Origin of the sequence: Flavobacterium flavipigmentatum, from assembly GCF_020911905.1 — a bacterium.
Taxonomy (GTDB): domain Bacteria; phylum Bacteroidota; class Bacteroidia; order Flavobacteriales; family Flavobacteriaceae; genus Flavobacterium; species Flavobacterium flavipigmentatum.
Map to the genome: position 1 here is coordinate 2,472,749 of NZ_CP087133.1, position 21,208 is coordinate 2,493,956.

The following is a 21,208-nucleotide window of genomic DNA, read 5'->3' on the forward strand; positions in this document are numbered from 1 at the left end:
TTATTTAGCATCTGGATCGGCATTGAACAAAAAAAACCTTGCTTTTGGAGCAAGGTTGTATCAAAAATGAATTTCTTTTTAAGTTAAGATAAAAAATAGTTTCTTTTTATTTAACGCTAATTAGATACGTGGCCATTTTCCAGATTTCATCGTATTTTTTGCCGTTATGTTCTCCCGAATTTTTCTCTGTATAAGCAAATTCTACCATGTAATTTCCAGACCAAATTGGTATAAAACTAATTTCACCCTTATCATTGCTCCATAATTCTTTTTCCCAACCGTTTGGGGCAATTACTTTCATCTTTTGCTCTTTTGCGATTTTGCCTTCATACAAAGCACTTACGTTTATTTTGGTGTCTTTTTTTGCTGTAGTGACATCTTTAGCAAACAAACTAATGATGTTGGTGTTTGCGTTGGCTTCATTTCCTTTTACAGCGTTTCCAACCGTAACAGTAGCGCTCGAGTTGTAATCTAATACCATCGTTCCGTAAACGTCTTTTACTTTATGATGCATCGCAATTGTGTAAACTCCATCCTCGTCAGGAGTAAAAAACGCCTGATATTTATTTTCTAAAGCAGTAGCAGTAAGTTTGGTTTCTTTTTTTGAAGGTGAAATTACCACTAATGAAAAATCTTTTAAGTCCGAGAACCATTTCGCGGAAGCGGTAATATCATTTTCTGAAAATTCACCAAAATAAACTGAAATTTCCTGTGCTTTTCCTTTTGTTCCCACAGCTTTTGTCTCAATCCAGAGTGCGTGAGCAAATAGTTGAGGCGCTGTTACGAGCATTAAAAATACAAAGCTGATGGTTTTAAAGTGAATTGATTTCATAAGATCAAGATTTAATAGTGTTACACAAAATATTTTTCACAAATTTATATTTTATTTAGAATAATTAAAAATAAAACTCTAAGATTAACTTTTTAAATACATAAAATATAAGAGAGATGCTCTGCAAAAGCCTTAAATTTGCGGTCTGAAAAAGCGACTTCATGATTTTACCCTTCTTAAAAAAAATGCAGGATTCACCGAGAGGATATAGAATCGCTAATACCGTTTTTTTTTTCGTTTCCGGATTTGGATATTCTTCTTGGGCGTCACGAATTCCGGATATTAAGGCACAATTACACTTAAGTGAAGCTCAATTTGGAGCCGTTTTATTTGCCTTTCCGATAGGTTTAATGTTTACGATGCCTTTTACAGGAAAATTATTAAACAAGTACAGCAGTCGTTATTGCATGCTTTTGGGAGCCGTTTTGTTTAATATTGTTTTATCAATGCCTGGTTTTGCTGCGTTTGTTTGGCAATTGATTATCATATTATTGCTATTTGGAGCATCACGAAATATTTTTAATTTATCGATAAATGCACAAGCTCTTGAAGTGCAGAAATTGTATCCAAAATCGATCATGACGCGTTTTCATGCGGTTTGGAGTCTGGCAGGATTTGCCGGAGCAGGTTTAGGATATGTAATGGTAACACAAAATATTGCCCCATCTTACCATTTACTTGGTATAAGTGTTGCTATGTTAGCGGTTACGGCATGTTTTTATCCAATGAGCATTCATACCGAGCCTGTACCGGTAAAAAAGAAATTCTTTTCTGTACCGGATAAAAATCTAATTAAGTTTGCCTTAATCTGTTTTGTTTCGATGGCTTGTGAGAATACTATGTACGACTGGAGCGGTATTTATTTTCAAAATATTTTGCATGCTTCGCCAAAATTAAGCACGGCAGCTTTTGTTTTTTTTATGACTGCAGTTACCTTAGGACGCTTTTTAGGGGACTATGGAGTAATGAAATTTGGCATCAAGCAAATTTTATTCTACAGCGGAATTTTAATTACATTAGGATTTTTAGTTTGCTTTCTTTTGCCCTTTGTCTACCCAACAATATTTGGCTATGTGCTAATAGGAGTGGGGGTTTCTTGTGTTGTTCCTTTGGTTTTTAGTATCGCAGGAAAATCCAAAAGTCTGAGTAGTGGCAGTGCGCTAACTTCTATTTCTACAATTGGGTATCTTGGATTTTTAGTGGTGCCGCCAATGGTGGGGTTTATATCTGAATTTCTAAGTATGAAATGGGCGTTTCTGGTAATGGCTGTTTTGGGCGGAATTATGATTTTGATGGTTAATAAAATAGGAGAAGAAGAGTAAAAACACTTATTTGTATTGTTCTTTTTCAAGTATTTTCATTCTGAGTCTATAATTGTGTACTCGGTGATGTATTTTATTGTGCAATATCCAACAAATTGTAATTCCAAAAAGAAGCGAAAGTACGATTGAAACCAAATGTATTTCCAAGACAATATAAATCACAATTAGTATTATTATCAAAAGTATTTCGATAAAGTATTTGTCTTTTTCTTCGTTGCGTTCTTTCAGGACAAGAAGGTTTCCGAGCTTTTTCTCTATCCTTTCCTGAATCTTTTTTGTTATACTGTTCACACTGTAATATTTATCTAAATCGTATGGCGTAAAACAAATGGCAAATTCGAGTTCAAGTTTGCCCATAAAGCGGTAGTATTTTCGAACTCCCAGAAATGAATTTTTAATGGTATCTCTTGAATGCGCGGGATAGGTAAGGAAATCTAAAAAGTGAGATTCATCAAATTCAGAATCGGGTTTGCTTCTTTCTTTTTTAAATAGCTCTAAAACTTTGTCTCTTATCGCTGCGTCGGTCATTTTAGTTATTTTATTTTAAATAAAAACAGGTATCAAACCTTTTATTCCTGAAATTATCGATGATCTTCAACCGTTTGTTTGTTCTATATACTGAAAAAAGTGTTTTATTTATTTGTAAATGGATTTCAGTTGGCGCAAAAAAAATCTAAGCTGCGCTGGTTCTATTAAAAAAGAAACAACATAATGATTTTGCTGTTATCATTTTTATGAAATGTATTCAGTTAGGTTATGATAAAGTAAAATTTACTTTTTTACCAGAATAAATCTCTCGGTAGTCATTTTACCTTCTAACTTTCCAGAAATTTCTGCGGTCAAAGTATTATTTGCGCCTTTGGTATACGTAATTTTCTGAGGATAATCGTGTTTTATATTTTCAAAAACCAATTGTTTTTCAGTTTCAAGTACAGATGGAAAAGCGACTGGTTTATCATTATTTTGACCTTTCACAGTAGCAAAATATGTTAGTGTTTCGCCTTTTTGTACCAAACGGATACTCTCAAAATGTACAGTATCTTTTCCTTTTATAAAGTATGAAACCGCGTTAAAAGTACTGTCATTTATTTTTTCCCAGTTTTCGGTCAGTACACCGTCAGGATTTTTATTTTCCCAGTTTCCAATGAGCCAATCTGCAGCTTTGATTTTGCCTTTTTCTGCAGTTTCTGTTTTTTTACAAGAGAAAATAGCCACTAAAAGCAGTAAAAGAGTTGTTTTTTGAAATATTTTCATAACGATTTGGTTTTTAATAGAATTGCTAAAGTATAAAAAAATAACATAGAGAGAATGTTGTAATGCGAAAATGTTAAAATTTGAGAAGTGAAATGTTAAAATGTGAAATGTTAAAATGTGAAATGTTAAAATGTGAAATGTTAAAATGTGAAATGTAAAAAGTGAAAAGTGAAAAGTGAAAAGTGAAAAGTGAAAAGTGAAATGTAAAAAGTGAAATGTAAAATTATTTGATACCACGAAGAAGTTTGATGATCAACGCTTTGAATTTTATCTCTCACATTTCACTTTTCCTATCTCATATTTAGCCACAAAGAATGGCGTATACCAGTTCTTTGGTAGGTTTTTGATCTTTTAGTTCGGCTCTTACCACATCAAAAGTTACTTTAAAATCACAGCCCAATTTATAATCGCTGCAACCATAAGCCGTTTTTCCTTTCAAAATAGAACCTTTTTTACATTTCGGACACATTAATACCTCTGATGTTGCTGCTGGTTTTATTTTCGAAATTGTTTTTTTAGTTTCTAATTTGAGTTTAAAATTTTCCTCAAACCGAATTAAGCCTTCTACCGAGCCAGCATCAGTTTTAAAGTCTTTCAAATTTACGGTTGAGCCTTTTTGAAGCAATCGTAAATACTGGTTCTCTGATATTTTTTTTTCTGCAAAAATATATGGCAAAACAAAATCACAGCCTGCTTTGTAATTGCCACAGCCATAAGCTGATTTTCCTTTTATTAACGTTGCTTTTTGGCATTTCGGACACATTTCGGCCAAGATTCCGGCAGCTTTCTTTTGCTCGATTTTTACTACTTCTTTTTGAATACTTTGTGCGTGCGAAATATTGGCGTGTCTGGTTTCACTTCGTACTTCCGTGACCAGAGACGCAACCATTTGCTTCATGTTTTTAATAAAAGCGGCGGCGGTAAAAGTGCCTTTTTCAATATCCTTCAACTGCTTTTCCCAAGATCCGGTGAGTTCTGCCGATTTTATCAATTCGTTCTGAATGGTGTCAATCAATTGGATGCCGGTAGGGGTTGGCAGTACCTGTTTTTTATTTCGAACAATATACTGACGCTTAAAAAGTGTTTCGATAATATTCGCCCGCGTGGATGGACGGCCAATTCCATTTTCTTTCATCAACTCGCGTAAATCTTCATCATCGACTTGTTTACCGGCAGTTTCCATTGCTCGTAATAAAGTAGCCTCTGTAAACTGATTGGGTGGTTTGGTTTCTTTTTCTAAAAAAGATGGCTCATGCGGGCCTTTTTCTCCTACAACAAAACGAGGCAAAATATCAGCTTCTTTTTCTTTAGTATTCGGATCTTCAAAAACAACACGGAATCCTTTTTTTAAGATTTCCTTTCCAGTAGTCTTAAAGGTTACATCGGCCGCTTTTCCAATCACGGTAGTGTTGGCGACCAGACAATCGTCATAAAATACGGCAATAAAACGTTTGGTAATAATGTCATACACCTGCTGCTGATAGTGTTGCAAATTACTTTCTATTCCAGTCGGAATAATAGCGTGGTGATCGGTTACTTTTTTATCGTTGAAAACCTTAGGAGACTTTTTAATCTTTTTCCCTAAAAGAGGCTGTGTTAATTCGGCATACTTTGTTAGTTTTTGCAGAATCCCGGGTACTTTCGGGTAAATATCATTGGGTAAAAAAGTAGTATCAACTCTAGGATAGGTCACTACTTTTTGCTCGTAGAGCGTTTGTACAATTTTAAGTGTTTCATCTGCCGAAAATCCAAATTTGGTATTGCAATACACCTGTAAACCGGTCAAATCAAACAGTTTTGGAGCATATTCATTTCCATTCTTTTTTTCAACAGAAACAATTTCAAAGTCACTTTCTTTGACTTTATTTGCCAAAAGTTCGCCGTCTTCTTTTTTCAAAAAGCGGCCGTCTTCATAGCTAAAAAGCGTTTCTCTGTATAATGTCTGCAACTCCCAGTAGGGTTGAGGTTTAAAATTTTCGATTTCTTTAAAACGATCTACAACCATTGCCAATGTTGGGGTTTGCACTCGCCCAATAGACAAAACCTGCTTGTAACCGCCATGTTTTACGGTGTACAAACGTGTAGCATTCATACCCAATAACCAGTCGCCAATCGCTCTCGAAAATCCTGCATAGAACAAATTGTCGTAATTGGCAGAGGGTTTTAAGTTTTCAAAACCTTCTTTGATAGCTTCGGTGGTTAAGGACGAAATCCACAATCGCTGCACTTCGCCTTTATAATGTGCTTCGTTCATCACCCAACGCTGGATCAGTTCTCCTTCTTGACCGGCATCCCCGCAGTTGATGACCACTTCGGCTTTGTCAAAAAGACTTTTTACGATTTTAAATTGCTTCTGAATCCCTGAATTCTCTACTACTTTGGTTTCAAATTTTTCCGGAAGCATGGGCAGATTATTCAAGTCCCAGCTTTTCCAGTGCGGTTTGTAGTCATTCGGTTCTTTTAAAGTACACAAATGTCCAAAAGTATAGGTTACGGCATAACCGTTGCCTTCGTAATATCCGTCATGTTTGGTATTGGCTCCCAAAACGGATGCGATTTCGCGTGCTACACTTGGTTTCTCGGCAATACAGACCTTCATTTTCTCTTTCTAATTTGAAAGCGAAATTAGGAATTTAGAATTTGGTATCGAAATTAGAAAGGCACAAAGATGTAAAGATGCAGAGTCGCAAAGTTTTTTTATTAAATTTTGAAATTTATTTTTTAATCCTAATAAAACCTTTTCATTGACTTCGTCTTATCTACCTTGTTGTCAAGCTATATTTTTTATAATTTTAGCCTTATTTTATTCCGATGTAGCAATTTACTCCTCTTTACTAACAATCTACTGAAAAAAAAGTATCAATTTTTTCTTACTTCGTGTTTTTGTAAAATATTTCTACCGATCGTCAATCTTTTAGAATCCCTTATAAAATTATCGTTAACAAATTTTTAAAAAAAGTTAGGGCATAAAAACGTCAAATATTAGCTGATTTTTATAGATTTGTAAAATCTATATAGTACCAAAAATTACTTGGGAAACAATTATAAAATCTAAAGACAATGAAATCGATTGCTTCAACATTTTTATTTTTCATGTTTGTTTGTTCCACTTCTTACTCGCAACTGAGTTCAGATCAAATATTTGAAAGCTTTAAACAAGGAGAGCGTACCAACTGTTCCTCAATTGCTTTTATCAAAGCTTCTTTAAATGTATACGGATTAGACAACCTTTTTGTAACCGAAAAAATAAGCGACAGCCTCTATAAAATAACACTAAAAAATAAAGCAACCTTACATCTTAATAACCATGAAATCGATAAGGCCAAATATTCTGCCGATTTTATATTTATCAAAGACAATTGTGACAGCGAAAGAATAACCAACTACGCAGTATTGACTTATGCCGTAATGGCAAAATACAAGCAAATTATCGACAAGGAAGAAACTTTTGACAAAGCATTGGAAGATCTGGAAGATGGCGCTGTATACACTCCAACTATTTACAAATATTTAGGATTTGAAAAAGGCAAACAGATACAAAAGTTAAAGCGACTATCCGGAAGCGAATATTGCGGAGTCGTAGCATGGTCAACCGCTCATGCTGTCTTTATTAGTCAGGAGTACATGGATTATTATGGCAACAAAAAAAGTGTTTGGGCAGAATATCCAGGACGTTTTAGAATAATCAAGTCTTAAAAGCACAAAGTACCCAATATATAGCGGGTTGATTTTTACAAGAAGTTTTGGTTTTTTATGGTGCCTAAATTATGCAATTTGCTACCACAGTCATCTTTACAAGAAGTGTTTTTTTGCAACATATTCATTTATAATGGGTCATTGCGAGGAACGAAGCAATCTCACTATCAAAAGCAAAGCATTATATTTAACCAAAGCTAAGTAGTAAAGATAATTTCTTTTAGTATTAATTTAAGCCCATCATTAGGGTTTACCACCCAAGATAGCGAACAAGCAAACCAAATCATCACAAATACGAAAGCAACTACCTGTTAAACAATTGCTCAAATCCTTTCGAGCTTTTATGTGTTGTTTTTATTTTTATTTCTTAATCTCCTCCACAACCTCCACAACCTCCACAACCTCCGCAGCCAGAACATCCGCTATTTCCTCCACAGCCACTATGACCTCCACAACCGCTATCAAAACTTGAAGAATAGTCATCAAAAATTGAACCACTACCATTACAACCGCTTCCTCCGACAATTGAATTGTTTTTATTTATTTCGATTCCTAAATCGTTATCGATTTGTTGTAATAATTCATAATCAACGTTTATAAGTAAAAAAATATTTGCTCCAATTACTTTAATAAGTTCAATTGCTTTTTGGTTATTAATATTATTGATATTTGAAAGTTCGTTACCAAGGTTTTGAATTTCCTTTTGAACGTTCTCTTTTAATTCAGTTCCATATCCTGTGAAACTGCAGCCATAAAATAGTTTTTGAAAAATGTTTTGAGAAAAACATTTTTTTAATGTAGGACTTTTTATAATGTCATTTTTTAAATCAGATAAAGTCTTTGATTTTTGATGGCCAATTTTAACCAAATTTCTAAACAATATTTCTATTGAATTATCCATTCCAAAAGTTGAAAGGAATACTCTTTCATGATTTAATGAAAAATAATTGTTATAGTTTTCTCCAGTCGAAACATATTTGTAAACTCTAACTTCTTGTCTGATGTGAGCCTGACGTTCTACTTCAAAAATTTTCAAAACATTTTTAAATAATAAATCGATAAGAGTTATTTTTAAAATTTCTTGTTGGGTTACATTTTCTTTAGTTAAAATTAAAATTTCTGCTGGAGTAAGTTCTGATAAATAGTTCATTTAAAAAGGTTTTTTGATGATCCAGTTTCTTTTTAAGTTTACTCGTTCAAATTCAATTTCTGAAAATCTTATTTCACTTGTTGGCCAAATATCTTTTGGAGTTTCTGTTTTGAAAGTTGCTAAATATAATTCTTTAGTTTTGTCGTACCAATTTGTGTATTTAGTCTTTTCAGTTTCTCCACCTTTTGTTGGTCCATGATGAATTTTTTTCTTGATTATTTTTTCGCAAAAATCTTCCCAATATGATTGAGTGTAAAGCAAATGTAAATGCCAAACTTGGTCAACTTGGTCTGACGGAGTTAATGGATGATTTGTAATGGTTAATAGAAAAATAAATTTTTTGTATTCTAATATTGCTCTTATTGAATATTCTATTGTCCAACCATTTTCTCTAGCGAGTCGGTCAGTAAAACTTAATGAAATTTCTGGCTCATCTAATTCAAAGTTTTTAATTTCATTCCAAAGTTTCATTTGTTCGTCAGTCATATTTTTCTTTTAATCTCAATATTTGTATGCGTTGCGTAAAAATGACAGCTAAAGTTCTGGTTCAATAGCGGGGTTTAACACAGCAATCGCTATATTTAAGAACAACACTTCGTAGTGCTGATTGCTTTTTTGCTGCAAACTTTATTGCCTTTTGATATTTGGTTTGTAATTCACTCATCTCGTTTATTCAAATGTAAATAGCACTTATATTTTCGATTTTTTATTTATTTCACGTATGGTTAGAATCATTGCAATACTAATTAATACAGAGCCACCAATTCTTAATAAAAGGGATGTAATTTTTTCGTTCTGAAAATCAAAAGTGACAACATTTATAATTAAAAGTAGGATACTCGCAATTAGGATACTATATTGTAAAACTGGTTTTTTATTTTTCATTTATTCAGATTTGGATGTACCGATTATTTTACATCATTTTTTTAAAGTTTTATTCTTATGGCGCTATCAGGGGTAAGTTTTCTCTTTCGAAGATAAACTTTCTTATTGGAAATACAAGTTCAATTTATTGAAAATTAGTAATCACATATTTATAGTTTTTAGGAACAAAAAATCACGAAAAATCAGAGACCTTTGCGAAGTGTTTTTGAAGAACACTTCGCAGAGCTGGTAGACTTCGCACAGCAATCTCGATGTTTAATAAGAACACTTCGCAGAGCTGGGCACAAAACGAATTTTGTAAAAAGAAACGAACAATTTACCGAAAACTCAGCAATGAAGTTTTGTGCACTGTTGTGTGCAGCTTTTCTACCAAGGGCTTACTTCACTTTTATCTTCTATGTCGTTGCTGAAAAATTTTCCAGTTGGTGCATTCTCGTCTGTTAATGTATGTTTAACGATGAAGCTTGCTGCACTTTCTACTGTGCCTGGTCCACTATGATGGTTAAAATCTGTCGCAGTATAGCCTGGGTCAATCGCATTTACTTTAAATGGCAAGTCTTTTAGCTCGTAAGCGAGAAGGATAGTATAAGCATTTACAAGAGCCTTTGAAGGAACATAACTTGCAAGTTTAACATTATAATATTTCCAATTTGGGTCGCTATGTAAGTTTAATGAACCAAGCCCCGAAGTAATATTGCTAATTCTTGGATTTTCTGACTTTTTGAGTAATTCCATAAAAGTTTGTGTTACTCTAATTATTCCAAAATAGTTAGTATCAAATACTTCTTGAATATCTTTAATGGAAGTTGTTAAAACACTTTCGGGAAAGCCTTTACTTATTCCTGCATTATTTATCAAAATATCCAATTTCCCTTGTTCTCTTTCTACAATATTTTTGGCATCAACAATTGTATCAAGATTTGTAACATCAATTTCAATAGCCTTGATGTTATTAAAGCCATTATCGTATAATTCCTTTACGATTGAGTTGCCTTTTTCAATGTTACGACTTCCTAAATAGACAAATAAACCTTTTTTTGAAAGTTGTTTGGCTGTTTCTAAACCAATGCTTCTGCTTGCTCCTGTAATTAATACTGATTTCATTTTTTTATTTTTTTAAATTAATGATGCAAAAATGCATCGTTTAAAAATGAAACCATTTGCCATTTGGCAAAAAGCAATTTATCGTATATTTTTTCTAATCCTACTCAATGAAGATTGTGTAATGCCTAAATAAGATGCTAAATAAGAAAGTGGAATACGGTTAGCAAGATTGGGATATTTTTCTAAAAAAGTTAAATAGCTTGTTGTCGCATCTTGCGCTACAATTGAGCTAATTCTTTCTACTTTTTGAAGCAATGCTTTTGAAATAATTTTACGCACAATCGCATCCCAACCAACAATAGTGTTCAGCAATTCTTGCCAATCTCTTTTTGAGAAGACAACAATTTTGCAATTGGTCATAGCTTGCACATAAGCAATAGAAGGAATTTCATTGTCAAAACTTTCTAAGTCCACCACAATATTATTTTCGTCAATGAAATATTTTGTAATTTCTTCACTTTTATTATTGTAGTATGAAACTCGAGCAATGCCTTCAACGATGAAGCCGAATTGTCTGGAAACTTTTCCTGCTTCCAAATAATAGTCATCTTTACGAAGTTCTAATTCGGTTGCTTTTTTTGAAATCAAGTCAATTTGCTGTTGGTTTAAGTTTCCAAACTGTAAGACGTAGTCAATAAATTCTTTCATTGCGACAAGGTAGTCAATATCATTTTTGTGGCACTTGTCATTTGGCAAAAAGTTAGTTTGTCGGTCTTTTATAGCGGTCTGCTAAAGTTGCACACAACTTGTATATACTCTCTAGAATTTTACGCATATCAACCCTTATTGAGGTGTATATACGGACTTCAGTCTGGTTTTACACAACGTTTCCGTTTTGAGAATAAAGCAACACAGCTGCCCCATTCATTCTAAAAACAAATATAACAAATCCAGCAGCATTATCTTTATTGGAAACCGTAATTGGAGATTATTTATTTTGAGACAAGTATACCACTAAATAAATACTGTGGAGCAAGCTACGAAGTCGGGAGACTTCGCACAGCAATCGTAACATTTAAGAAGAACACTTCGCAGAGCTGGGCTTTATTTTTTCAATAATACATTTCCAGTAAAATCATTTGCTTCTGAGAATATAGTTATTCCGAGTATTTTCCATTCTTTAATTCCGCTAACATTATATCTGCAATAATTTTTACCTTTTTCTTTGTCAATATCAATATTTAAAGCGTTCCAATAAGTTCCACTTATAAATCCAGTTCTATTGCAGTTAGCATCTAATATTATCAATTCTTTATCTGATTTTTTTTCGCCACAAAGTATTCTCAATTCAATTTTTGATGTTAAATTGTCTTCTAAAGTAGCAAACCTCGAGTAAGAATTTCCATCAAAAGCTTTCCTTGGATTTGATTGGTTAAGAATCTCAATATTTTTGTTTGCAACTTTTTTTTCATCTGATTTTGAAACAAATGATAGTAATCCAATTACAAAAACAAAAGAGGCCAAAACACCAATTTTTTCTTTAATAAGTTTTACTGATTTTAAGCAAACTATTATGAAGTAGATTAGTAAAATTATATTTAATATTCCCCAAATTAATTCTAACATTTTTTTTAAATTTTTATTGATTCTATTTCGGTCTTCCAAGCTATCTGCTAACTTGTATATCCTCGCTACAAAGTTACGCATATCAACCCTTATTTTGGTGCATACACGTAGTTTTGTATCGCTTTTTTGTGTTTCTATTTTGAGAACAAAGCAACAGAGCTGCCCCATTCATTCTAAAAACAAATATAACAATTCTGGCAGCATCATCTTTATTGGAAACCGTAATTGGAGATTATTTATTTTGAGACAAGTATACCCTAAATAAAAACTGTGGGGCAAAGTACGAAGTCGGGAGACTTCGCACAGCAATCGCAACATATAAGAAGAACACTTCGCAGAGCTGAGGTATTTTTTTCTAAATTAATGTGAAAATATCTACATCCTTTCCATTATATGTAGTAGTTAAAATTCTATTCATTTTACTTGCGGGATTTTCAACTATAGATGCTTCTTCTAACTCCATTTCATGAATTTCTCTCAAACATAATTTTCCCGAATAAAATTTTCCTTTCATATGTTCGCATTCTTCATATTCAAGTTTGCATATAGTACATTTTGTTTCTTTTATTATTCCTCCCACACTAGCAAACATTATTTTTGGAAAAAGTAACTTTTCATATAAATTAAGTCTGTTAATAAATCCATCTAAATTACTCGGATTGAAAGGATGATTTTTTGCTGCAATAGATATTTGTCCTTGAGCTTGAATCAATGCAGACCAAGCTAAATCAATTTTGTTTTCTTTTAGACAAATAATCATCTGAATTTCAAGTAAAACGGATTCTATTGTAAATTTCAAGAACAGTAGTAAATTTAATTCTTCTTCTATTAATCCTGTTTTAAGTAATAAGGAATCTATCTTTTCAATAAATAGATTAATTATTAAAACTTCATTTTTTTGTAATTCTATATCTCTTGTGAAGATTGCAATATTTTGTGCGTTTTCAGCAATTACATCAAACTCTTCAAATATATTTTTAACCTCGATATTAATAATAATCATTTTGTAAGTTCTTTTATTACATTTTCAAGCTCTTTAATACCTTCGATGCTTCCATCATAATTTATCTTTTTAAATCCATCTTTTTCATTTTCAATGATGATTTCAAATTTTATTTTTTTTGTCCCCACAGTTCCCTTAAAATGATCATAAAGATAACTTGAGATTAAATTTAATGAAATTCCAATCATTGTTGAATTTTCTGAAAGCAAAGAATAAGTTATAAATAAGGTTGGTCCAAACCAATCAGCACTTTTTCTTGTTCGTAATAAAGGTTTATCTTTCGTTAAATATTCAACAAGTATATTTTCAGATTTAAATGATTTCTTTATATCAGTTGTTGACTCTGAGTATATGTAATTTGAACTAGCTATATTTTCGGTTATATTTTCAGGGATAAAAAATAACGTATTATTTGAACCAAAATTTAATTGTTTTAGTTTGTTTTCAACTTCTTGATAATTTACTATTTGATAGTTCATTTTATTAATTTTCATGATTCTGAGGCAAAATAACTGCTAATGTTCCAGCGCTTGGTGAGGTTGCGAAGTTCGGAACTGATTATTTTCTGTTAAAGATAAAATTTCTTGCGAAATATAAACGTGAATTTATTACAAAATTCGCAATCTTGCCAAACGCCTGTTCTGTAGCTTTTTTTATGGTCTGATGTTTACATAAACAGCCATCTTTTTATTAGATTCAGAACAAAGGTCATCTTCAAGTCCTCTTGGATTTACAATATGTCCTTGAGGATCATAAACAAAACAATATAAAATATTACAGTCTGGATGATTTCTATATCTCGCTATATCTTGTAATAATTCATCTCCAATTTCTTTGTCTTTTAAAGTTTCCCTTGTTTTTTTTACTTCAATAACTATTTTTTCTTTTTTTAACAGGAAATCAATTCGAGTATTTCTTCCTGCATAACTTGGAGTGTAATCTTCAGGTCTGACATCATCAAAAAATATTTTAAGTAATGAACGAAGCAAATCTTGAACGTCATATTCGTCAGTAATTTTAATTGTTTCTCTATTTCCGTGACGATTAATTAGTAAACGTGCAATATCGTGAAAATTATCAAATATTTTTTTTATGTTTAGTATAGGATTTTCTGTCCCAATAAATTCATCATTCTCAACATTTAATAACAATTCTATTTCTCTTAAAAGTCTATATGATAATTTTAAATACTCTTTCAATGAATTTATTTGACTAGCGCTTGAAATTAAATTTGCAGAAAATGCAATGTGAGGTGGCGTATCAAATCCATTTGCTAGAATTTTTTGGGCTGTATTATAATCGCCCATAAATTTTTTTGGTTTTTGCGAATCAATGATTTTAAAGGCAGGAAAACCCCATTCATACTCTTCTAATTTATTCAAAATCTTTATTTGTTCAGAAAACTGCTCATTAGTTTTTAGAATACTTAATTCTACAATTAAATTTTCTTTATTAGAGATGAACTCCTTAAATATTTCTTTTATTTCTTCATCTATAGCTTTAAAATCAATATTTGATTTCTTAGCAACATAATCAAAAAGCTTTTTGTAGTCAATAGTTATGTACTCATTAGATCTATTTAAAAAGTTTTTATAGACATTCGAATGTTTAAACCAATTTCCTGCCCAATTTTCACTAAATATATTAGATTGATTAGTAAGTTCAACTAATTCTTTCTCAATTTCATTTAAACGCGATAAATAAGTTGTTTCTAATCTTTCAATATTCAGTTTTAGTTCAATTATTTGTTCGGATAATTTCATTTGTATTTTTTTTTAAAAAGCTTCACAACTTGTATATATACGAACCAAATATTCGCCAATCTACCCTAATTAAGGAGTATATGTGAGGCTCAGTTTCGTTTTGTAATACGTTTCCGTTTTAATAATAAAGCATCACAGCTGCCTCATTCATTCTAAAAACAAATATCCCAATTCCAGAATTATCATCTTTACGGGAAACCGTAATGGGTGATTATTTATTTGGAGACAAGTATACCACTAAATAAATAGTGGGTAGCAGGTATTTATACGTGTTTTGATGGAGTGTTTCGGTTTTATCATGCAATAATGATCGAATTTACCCCAAATTTGACGTCTGGAACGTCAAATTTGACATCAGGAACGTCAAATTTGACGTCTGGAACCCCAAATTTGACATCAGAGACGTCAAGTTTGACATCAGAAACGTCAAATTTGACATCAGAAACGTCAAATTTGACATCAGGAACGCCAAATTTGACGTCTGTAACGCCAAATTTGACGTCTAGAACCCCAAATTTGGGTCTCAGCACCCCATCGATGGAGCTTAGAACCCCAAACGAGCTGTTTTTTGAACGATAGGGGTGTGTTTCTTACTTGTTGATGTGTAGTTGCTGTGTTTGATTTGTATGGATGTAAGTGCGAATGTTGTGGCTTGTGCATAAATTGCTGGTGCGACGCGATGCCCTAGCCCTGATAGGAGCGGCATCCTTTTTAGGCACACAAAAAAGGGCTAATTCGACCGTAAATAGTCTGCCTAAAAAGATAGAGCGGATAGCAGGATTCAGCTCCTGAAAAAGAATCTGATACTCCCGAAAGTGCTCTTGAAATGGGGGCTAAAAAACTCAAAAGCGGAATGATAGAATTTTCAACAAAAATTTCGTAAATTTGCACTCCAATAAAAGGATTTAGAAAATGTTAGATAGACTTCAAATAGTAAAACAACGTTTCGACGAGATTTCGGATTTGATTATCCAGCCGGATGTTATTTCTGATCAGAAACGTTATGTGCAATTGAATCAAGAGTACAAAAACCTAAAAGCATTGGCTGAAAAGCGTGATGAATATGTGCTTTTGATGGCTAATATAGAGGAGGCAAACGAAATTATTGCCGATGGAAGTGATGCAGATATGACCGAAATGGCCAAGATGCAATTGGATGAAGCAAAAGAAAGACTGCCAGAACTTGAGGAAGAAATTAAGTTTATGTTGATTCCGAAAGATCCTGAAGATGCCAAAAACGTAATGGTCGAGATTCGTGCCGGAACGGGTGGGGATGAAGCGAGTATCTTTGCCGGAGATTTGTTTAGAATGTACACCAAATATTGTGAGAATCAGGGTTGGAGAACTTCGGTTGTAGATATGAACGAAGGAACTTCTGGCGGATTTAAAGAGGTTATTTTTGAGGTTTCGGGAGAAGATGTTTACGGAACTTTGAAGTTTGAAGCTGGTGTACACCGTGTACAACGTGTTCCTCAGACCGAAACTCAGGGTCGTGTGCATACATCTGCGGCTACCGTGATGGTGTTGCCAGAGGCAGAGGAGTTTGATGTACAGATTGATATGAACGACGTACGTGTTGATTTCTTTTGTTCGTCTGGACCTGGAGGACAATCGGTAAATACGACGAAATCTGCGGTACGTTTGACGCACATTCCGACTGGATTGGTGGCGCAATGTCAGGATCAGAAATCACAACACAAGAATAAAGATAAGGCGCTGAATGTTTTGCGTTCGCGTTTGTACGAGCAAGAGCTGGCCAAAAAAGAAGCCGAAGATGCTACAAAACGTACCTCTCAGGTAAGTTCTGGTGACAGGTCTGCTAAGATTCGTACTTACAACTATGCTCAGGGTCGTGTAACCGATCACAGAGTAGGTTTGACTTTGTATGATTTAGGAAATATCATGAATGGTGATATTCAGAAAATTGTGGCAGAGCTTCAATTGGTGAACAACATGGAGAAACTGAAAGAAGCTTCGGAGGTTTTTTAAAAGAAGCTACTAAGTTACTAAGGTTCTGAGCTACTAAGGTGTTTTTGAGGTGCAAAGGCTCAGAGGTACAAAGGCTCAGAGGTTTTTTTTATATATAAAAAAGGACTGTTTTACTTAATTGTGAAGGCAGTCTTTTTTTTTGAGGTTCTGAGTGGCTAAGGTTCTAAGTGGCTAAGTTTTATTTGTGCATAAATTAAAAAGGCTCTGCCCCTTTGTACCTTTGTCCCTTTGTCCCTTTGTCCCTTTGTCCCTCAGAACCTTAGCCACTCAGAACCTCAGAAGCTTAAAAAAAAGAAAGAACCTTCTGAGGTTTTTTATGGAGAAAAAAAGAATAAAGAGGCAAGAAATAAAAAGAGTAGGGAAGTCGGGCTAAATTAATTTAGTTCGGCTTTTTTTTCGTTTTTTTTGTTAATATTTGTAAAGACCTTTTAAGTGAAAAAGGGTTAACAGCCAACCATTTAAAAAATAATTTATGAAGAGAACTTTACTATTATGTTGCTTCGCTGGAAGCTTTTTATGTGCACAGGGGCAATCGTATTTTGGATTTAGAGACGATAATTATGCCGGAATACAGTCGGTTTTGTTTAATCCTTCTGCGGTTGTTGACTCGAAATACAAAGCCGATGTTACGCTCTTCTCTGTAAGTGCAACGGGTCAGAATGATTTATACGGTGTCAATTTTGCGCAGGTATTAGACGGCAGTTTTGACTTGCAGGAAGATGCACGCAAAAACATAAAAACCAACAACAGAGGAAATCTTAATGTAGATATTTTAGGCCCTTCTTTTATGCTGAATATTACACCTACGCACAGTATTGCTCTTTTTTCGAGAGTGCGAAGCATAACCAATCTGATAGACGTAAATGGTGAGCTGTTTGACGAAATCAATAAAGATGTCGATGTATCGAATAGTTTCTTGATAACAGCGGGCAATCCTAACGCAGTTACCAATTCGTGGGCAGAAATTGGCGCCAGTTATGGTACAGTATTGTTAGATGATGATCAACAATTTATAAAAGGAGGTATTACATTAAAATACTTAATGGCGGGTAGCAACGGTTACATCAACGGAACTAATCTGAGTGTTGCTTTTAATAAAAACGATGTCAATCCCGCTTTGAGCGAATATTACTCTACAGGAACATTAAAGACGGCTGCAAGCTATGATTATGCAAACGGAGAGAATCAGGAGTTTGATGCTACTTCGGCCGGTGTAGGTATCGATTTGGGTTTTACGTATGAGTATCGTACCAACTGTCATTCGTGTGCAGGAAATAGGTACAAGCTGAAAGCAGCAGTGGCAGTCACAGATATTGGGAAACTAAATTATAAAAATGCTGTCGAAAACACCTATGATCTAACTGGTAGAGTCACACAAGATGATATTGAAAATGCAGATGATATCTTTGCGTTTTTTGATGCCAACTATACCAAAACGTCATCACGAAAAGGGGTACACGCAAATTTGCCAACAGCGCTGCACACCAACTTTGATTGGAACATTGATAATAGGTTTTACCTGAATCTAAGTACTGATTTTGGATTGGTAGATGCCAAAAAGCTAAACAGCACCACGATTGCAAATTCGGCAACCCTTACGCCACGATATGAGACCAGACAATTTAGTTTTTATATTCCGGTGACCTGGATGGAGTACAGCGGTCTTCAAATAGGGACGGGTTTTAGGGCAGGTCCTTTGTTTGTTGGTTCGGGATCTTTGGTTTCTAATTTATTTTCGAATAATTCTAAAGCCTGTAATCTTTACGTTGGTCTAAAACTCCCTATTTATCAAAATTATAATTAAAGAATGACCTTTAACTCCTAAAGTTTTCTAGTTCTTAAAAACAAAAAAGCAAAGTCGGCTGATGCAGACTTTGCTTTTTTTCTAAGGCTCTGACTTTCTACGAAAATCAGATTTATAGGGAAGGATATTAACTGTTTAACCGTTTTTATAAAACGTATAAAGCAAGTTAGATACCTAGAAATACTCTTGTGTATTCGAGACATTTATAGATATTCGAGTACATGTACACACCATTTTTCAATACTATTTCGCTTAGTTTTTCCATAATACTTTTATTAAGTTAGACCGTTACTCATGTGACGTCTCCTGTTTTTTAGAGACTAGATTGGTTACGACAAGCTGCAATAAAGAACCAAAAATGTTTTTGATTTTAGAATCAGATTTACCGATTACAAACTTTTTTGCCAGATAGCCAATGCCGATACTAATCGCTGACTGAGCCAAACTACCTTTGAAGCCAACACTTTCGTTTATTTCTTCAACAGTATTTTTGATTAGATTGATAGGTCTTAAATTATCTTTAATTTCATCAATTTCGGCTACAATAGCATTCCAATCTGCGCGTTGTTGCGCTTTGGTCTGCAAAATCATCTGATTTAATTTGGCGGTATCGTAAACAGTCTCCATATCGGTCGTTCTTAGTTAGGGTTTAATTTGAATTATTTTTTTTATCATTCAGCAAACTGGATATAATCATGTTTCCAATAGGATTTTTAATCCATCGGTGTTGATTGGTATACAGTACAATTGCAAAAATGAGATAGACAAAAGACATTGCAAAAAAACCATAATAATAAGCGCCCAGAAGTGATCCTATCCATAAACTTAAACCAACATTCAGAAACATTGAAAAAATGGCAACAACAGCGAAAACTGCTATTTTAGAGATTAATGTTGATAAAACATCTGCTGATGCTGCTACCGTTCTTAGTTTAACTAATTCTAAACTTGTTCGGGTATAGTTTTCAGCTTTTTCAAAAATGTTCAGATTTTCCGATGTTGTTGCATTTGTTTCCATGGTAGGGATAGTTTATGATTTAAAAATTTCACGTATTAATAGTTAGTTTTTACAGTGTTTTTTGCTTCATCTTTAGCAGCGTTAAATTCGTCTTTAACCTGATTAAATTTAGCTTTACCCTCTTCAATCATATCTTTTCCATTGCTGGAAAGCGTGTGTAGGATCCCATCAACTTTACCTTTTAGATCATCTCCGTAATCTTTTGATTTGTCTTTGATTTTTTTTCTGGTATTCGAACCTTTGTCCGGTGCAAATAATACTCCCAATAATGCTCCTGCAGCTGCAGCTCCTAAAATTCCTAAGATTGTGTTACTCGTTTTCATAATATTTGATTTAGTAATTAATAATTTGTTTGTATAATTTTTATTGATGTTTAAATACTTCGACCTTTGATAAGTCTAAATAGTATTGCTATTACTGCAATTACCAATAAGATATGAATGATGTTTCCAAGACTGTAAACAAAGAATCCAAGTGCCCACAGAATAACTAAAATGACTGCGACTGTGTATAATAAATTTGACATAATATTTTGGGTTTAAAGGGTTAATTACTTTTTTTAGTTTAATTTGTAAGCTAGATATAACGATAAGTTACTGTTTTTTGCATCTGGATAAGTAAAAGTAGTTCCGCCAACGGTTCTTTCTTTTCCTACGGTAGTTAATCCGTAATTGTAACGTAATCCGATACTAATAGGATTAAAATCTACTCCAACACCCGCTGCAATACCAGCATCAAATTTGTTCAGATCGTCGGTATCAATTTCTTCTTCAAAATTAAAATCTCCTTCACCCGTTAATTTAGAACTTACCAAATAAGAGGCATAACCACCTGCATGAACATTAAAGTTTTTAGTAATATTTACTCTTACTAATAAAGGAACTTCAATATAGTTTAATTTGAATTTTGAGCTTCCAGAAGCAAAAGCATTGTTGTACTCTAATTCAGCCCCTTTTGTAGTAAACAAAATTTCAGGTTGAATAGCAATAAAATCAGAGATCGGCAATGTGGCATATAGACCGGCATTGAAACCATAAAGGATGTTTTCGTCATCTGCATCATCAGTATAGAGGTTAGACATATTCAGACCACCTTTTATACCAAATTCGGTAGAAATGTTATCATCCTGTGCCTGCATCACTCCAAAAGAAGCGGTCATCAATAGTGTTAAGGCGTATAAAATTCTTGATTGCATTTTCATAGTGTTAAAATTTAAATGTTAGTTAATTTATAATTGTATTTAATTGATTCTCTCTTTTAATTTTTCTGTTTCTCTTAAAAACTCATACTGTATTGGCAGAATTGAGTTGGCTAATTTTAAAATACTAATGTCTGCTGTTTCTTTTGTTATTGTTTGAAGTAAAGTAATTTCATCAGACAATGCATTTGTCATATCATTTAGATACAGTTTGTCAAAATTCTTTTCTTTTGCATTCATCAGTTTGTAGAGATCATCGTTTCCCGCCGCATTGATTTCAGAAATGATAATGAGTTTTTTATTGGCCATTTTCGTGATTTCCTGAAAAATATTATTTTGTTGATGCTCTAGTCTTTTACTCAATTCTTTTATATCATGTTGCAACGTTTTTTGCTGTGCAATCTGACTTTTCGAAACCATTTTTTTACTGATATTTGCTGTAGCAATAAAAAAATGTGCTTCTCTTTCTTCCTCCGTATTATTTTCTAAAATTTCACTTTTAGTTTCCTCTTCCAGAGTATCGTTTTCTTTGCAGGATTCAGCAGAAAAAAGAATTAAAACGGAAAGAGCTATTTTGTAAAATAATGATTCCGATACTAATTTAACTCTCATATTTGCTTTCTA

23 protein-coding genes are annotated in these 21,208 nt (G+C 33.2%); 5 read left to right on the forward strand and 18 right to left on the reverse strand.

The window, feature by feature from the left end; all coding sequences use genetic code 11:
• Positions 1-106: 106 nt before the first annotated feature.
• The gene (locus LNP22_RS10735; protein WP_229973454.1) at positions 107-832 is read right to left on the reverse strand and encodes a hypothetical protein; all 726 of its coding nucleotides are present in this window, start codon (positions 830-832) and stop codon (positions 107-109) included.
• A gap of 161 nt (positions 833-993) precedes the next feature.
• On the opposite strand from LNP22_RS10735, the gene LNP22_RS10740 reads away from it, so the two are divergent.
• A complete protein-coding gene (locus LNP22_RS10740; RefSeq protein WP_229973455.1) occupies positions 994-2,154 on the forward strand; it encodes an MFS transporter in 1,161 nt (386 codons plus the stop codon).
• A 6-nt stretch (positions 2,155-2,160) separates the two neighbouring features.
• On the opposite strand, the gene LNP22_RS10745 is transcribed toward LNP22_RS10740, so the two are convergent.
• The 3 genes from LNP22_RS10745 to LNP22_RS10755 all read right to left on the reverse strand — a co-directional run bounded on the left by LNP22_RS10745 (position 2,161) and on the right by LNP22_RS10755 (position 6,007).
• The gene (locus tag LNP22_RS10745; protein ID WP_229973456.1) at positions 2,161-2,682 is read right to left on the reverse strand and encodes a hypothetical protein; all 522 of its coding nucleotides are present in this window, start codon (positions 2,680-2,682) and stop codon (positions 2,161-2,163) included.
• Positions 2,683-2,925: 243 nt separating this feature from the next.
• Positions 2,926-3,408 (reverse strand): DUF6265 family protein, encoded by a 483-nt coding sequence (locus tag LNP22_RS10750; protein ID WP_319616411.1) that lies wholly within the window; start codon positions 3,406-3,408, stop codon positions 2,926-2,928.
• A 301-nt stretch (positions 3,409-3,709) separates the two neighbouring features.
• Positions 3,710-6,007 (reverse strand): type IA DNA topoisomerase, encoded by a 2,298-nt coding sequence (locus tag LNP22_RS10755; protein WP_229973457.1) that lies wholly within the window; start codon positions 6,005-6,007, stop codon positions 3,710-3,712.
• A 461-nt stretch (positions 6,008-6,468) separates the two neighbouring features.
• On the opposite strand from LNP22_RS10755, the gene LNP22_RS10760 reads away from it, so the two are divergent.
• Positions 6,469-7,104 carry a hypothetical protein gene (locus LNP22_RS10760; protein ID WP_229973458.1) on the forward strand — a complete coding sequence of 212 codons (636 nt, stop codon included), beginning with the start codon at positions 6,469-6,471 and terminating at the stop codon, positions 7,102-7,104.
• A gap of 367 nt (positions 7,105-7,471) precedes the next feature.
• Here LNP22_RS10760 and LNP22_RS10765 read toward each other — a convergent pair whose 3' ends face one another.
• From LNP22_RS10765 to LNP22_RS10800, 8 genes are all read right to left on the reverse strand, one after another.
• Complete coding sequence (locus LNP22_RS10765) at positions 7,472-8,254, reverse strand: hypothetical protein (protein ID WP_229973459.1); 783 nt, start codon at positions 8,252-8,254, stop codon at positions 7,472-7,474.
• Complete coding sequence (locus LNP22_RS10770; protein ID WP_229973460.1) at positions 8,255-8,740, reverse strand: glycine-rich domain-containing protein; 486 nt, start codon at positions 8,738-8,740, stop codon at positions 8,255-8,257.
• A 765-nt stretch (positions 8,741-9,505) separates the two neighbouring features.
• A complete protein-coding gene (locus LNP22_RS10775; protein ID WP_229973461.1) occupies positions 9,506-10,243 on the reverse strand; it encodes an SDR family NAD(P)-dependent oxidoreductase in 738 nt (245 codons plus the stop codon).
• 78 nt (positions 10,244-10,321) lie between these two features.
• Positions 10,322-10,891 (reverse strand): Crp/Fnr family transcriptional regulator, encoded by a 570-nt coding sequence (locus LNP22_RS10780; protein WP_229973462.1) that lies wholly within the window; start codon positions 10,889-10,891, stop codon positions 10,322-10,324.
• A 396-nt stretch (positions 10,892-11,287) separates the two neighbouring features.
• Complete coding sequence (locus tag LNP22_RS10785) at positions 11,288-11,809, reverse strand: hypothetical protein (RefSeq protein WP_229973463.1); 522 nt, start codon at positions 11,807-11,809, stop codon at positions 11,288-11,290.
• Between the two features lie 355 nt (positions 11,810-12,164).
• Positions 12,165-12,812: a hypothetical protein gene (locus tag LNP22_RS10790; RefSeq protein WP_229973464.1), complete on the reverse strand. Its 648-nt coding sequence runs from the start codon at positions 12,810-12,812 to the stop codon at positions 12,165-12,167.
• A complete protein-coding gene (locus tag LNP22_RS10795; protein ID WP_229973465.1) occupies positions 12,809-13,306 on the reverse strand; it encodes a hypothetical protein in 498 nt (165 codons plus the stop codon). Before LNP22_RS10795 ends, LNP22_RS10790 begins: the two co-directional genes overlap by 4 nt.
• Positions 13,307-13,465: 159 nt before the next feature.
• The gene (locus LNP22_RS10800; protein ID WP_229973466.1) at positions 13,466-14,575 is read right to left on the reverse strand and encodes a PD-(D/E)XK nuclease domain-containing protein; all 1,110 of its coding nucleotides are present in this window, start codon (positions 14,573-14,575) and stop codon (positions 13,466-13,468) included.
• 306 nt (positions 14,576-14,881) lie between these two features.
• Here LNP22_RS10800 and LNP22_RS18465 point away from each other — a divergent pair, with 306 nt between their 5' ends.
• The 3 genes from LNP22_RS18465 (at position 14,882) to LNP22_RS10815 (ending at position 18,368) form a co-directional block, all read left to right on the forward strand.
• Positions 14,882-15,154, forward strand: a complete 273-nt coding sequence (locus LNP22_RS18465) for a hypothetical protein (RefSeq protein ID WP_429670521.1) — start codon at positions 14,882-14,884, stop codon at positions 15,152-15,154.
• Positions 15,155-15,487: 333 nt separating this feature from the next.
• Positions 15,488-16,564, forward strand: a complete 1,077-nt coding sequence (gene prfA, locus LNP22_RS10810) for a peptide chain release factor 1 (protein WP_210666410.1) — start codon at positions 15,488-15,490, stop codon at positions 16,562-16,564.
• 472 nt (positions 16,565-17,036) lie between these two features.
• Positions 17,037-18,368, forward strand: a complete 1,332-nt coding sequence (locus LNP22_RS10815) for a DUF5723 family protein (RefSeq protein ID WP_229973468.1) — start codon at positions 17,037-17,039, stop codon at positions 18,366-18,368.
• Positions 18,369-18,656: 288 nt separating this feature from the next.
• On the opposite strand, the gene LNP22_RS10820 is transcribed toward LNP22_RS10815, so the two are convergent.
• Genes LNP22_RS10820 through LNP22_RS10845 form a run of 6 tightly spaced genes read right to left on the reverse strand, consistent with a single transcriptional unit; the run spans position 18,657 to position 21,196 of the window.
• Positions 18,657-18,995: a hypothetical protein gene (locus tag LNP22_RS10820; protein ID WP_229973469.1), complete on the reverse strand. Its 339-nt coding sequence runs from the start codon at positions 18,993-18,995 to the stop codon at positions 18,657-18,659.
• Positions 18,996-19,017: 22 nt separating this feature from the next.
• The gene (locus LNP22_RS10825; RefSeq protein WP_210666413.1) at positions 19,018-19,386 is read right to left on the reverse strand and encodes a hypothetical protein; all 369 of its coding nucleotides are present in this window, start codon (positions 19,384-19,386) and stop codon (positions 19,018-19,020) included.
• Between the two features lie 35 nt (positions 19,387-19,421).
• Positions 19,422-19,709 (reverse strand): YtxH domain-containing protein, encoded by a 288-nt coding sequence (locus LNP22_RS10830; protein WP_210666414.1) that lies wholly within the window; start codon positions 19,707-19,709, stop codon positions 19,422-19,424.
• A 50-nt stretch (positions 19,710-19,759) separates the two neighbouring features.
• Entirely contained in the window at positions 19,760-19,912 is a 153-nt protein-coding gene (locus LNP22_RS10835) for a lmo0937 family membrane protein (protein WP_229973470.1), read from the reverse strand.
• A gap of 33 nt (positions 19,913-19,945) precedes the next feature.
• A complete protein-coding gene (locus LNP22_RS10840) occupies positions 19,946-20,587 on the reverse strand; it encodes a porin family protein (RefSeq protein ID WP_229973471.1) in 642 nt (213 codons plus the stop codon).
• 39 nt (positions 20,588-20,626) lie between these two features.
• The gene (locus tag LNP22_RS10845) at positions 20,627-21,196 is read right to left on the reverse strand and encodes a DUF4142 domain-containing protein (RefSeq protein WP_229973472.1); all 570 of its coding nucleotides are present in this window, start codon (positions 21,194-21,196) and stop codon (positions 20,627-20,629) included.
• Between the last annotated feature and the right edge of the window lie 12 nt (positions 21,197-21,208).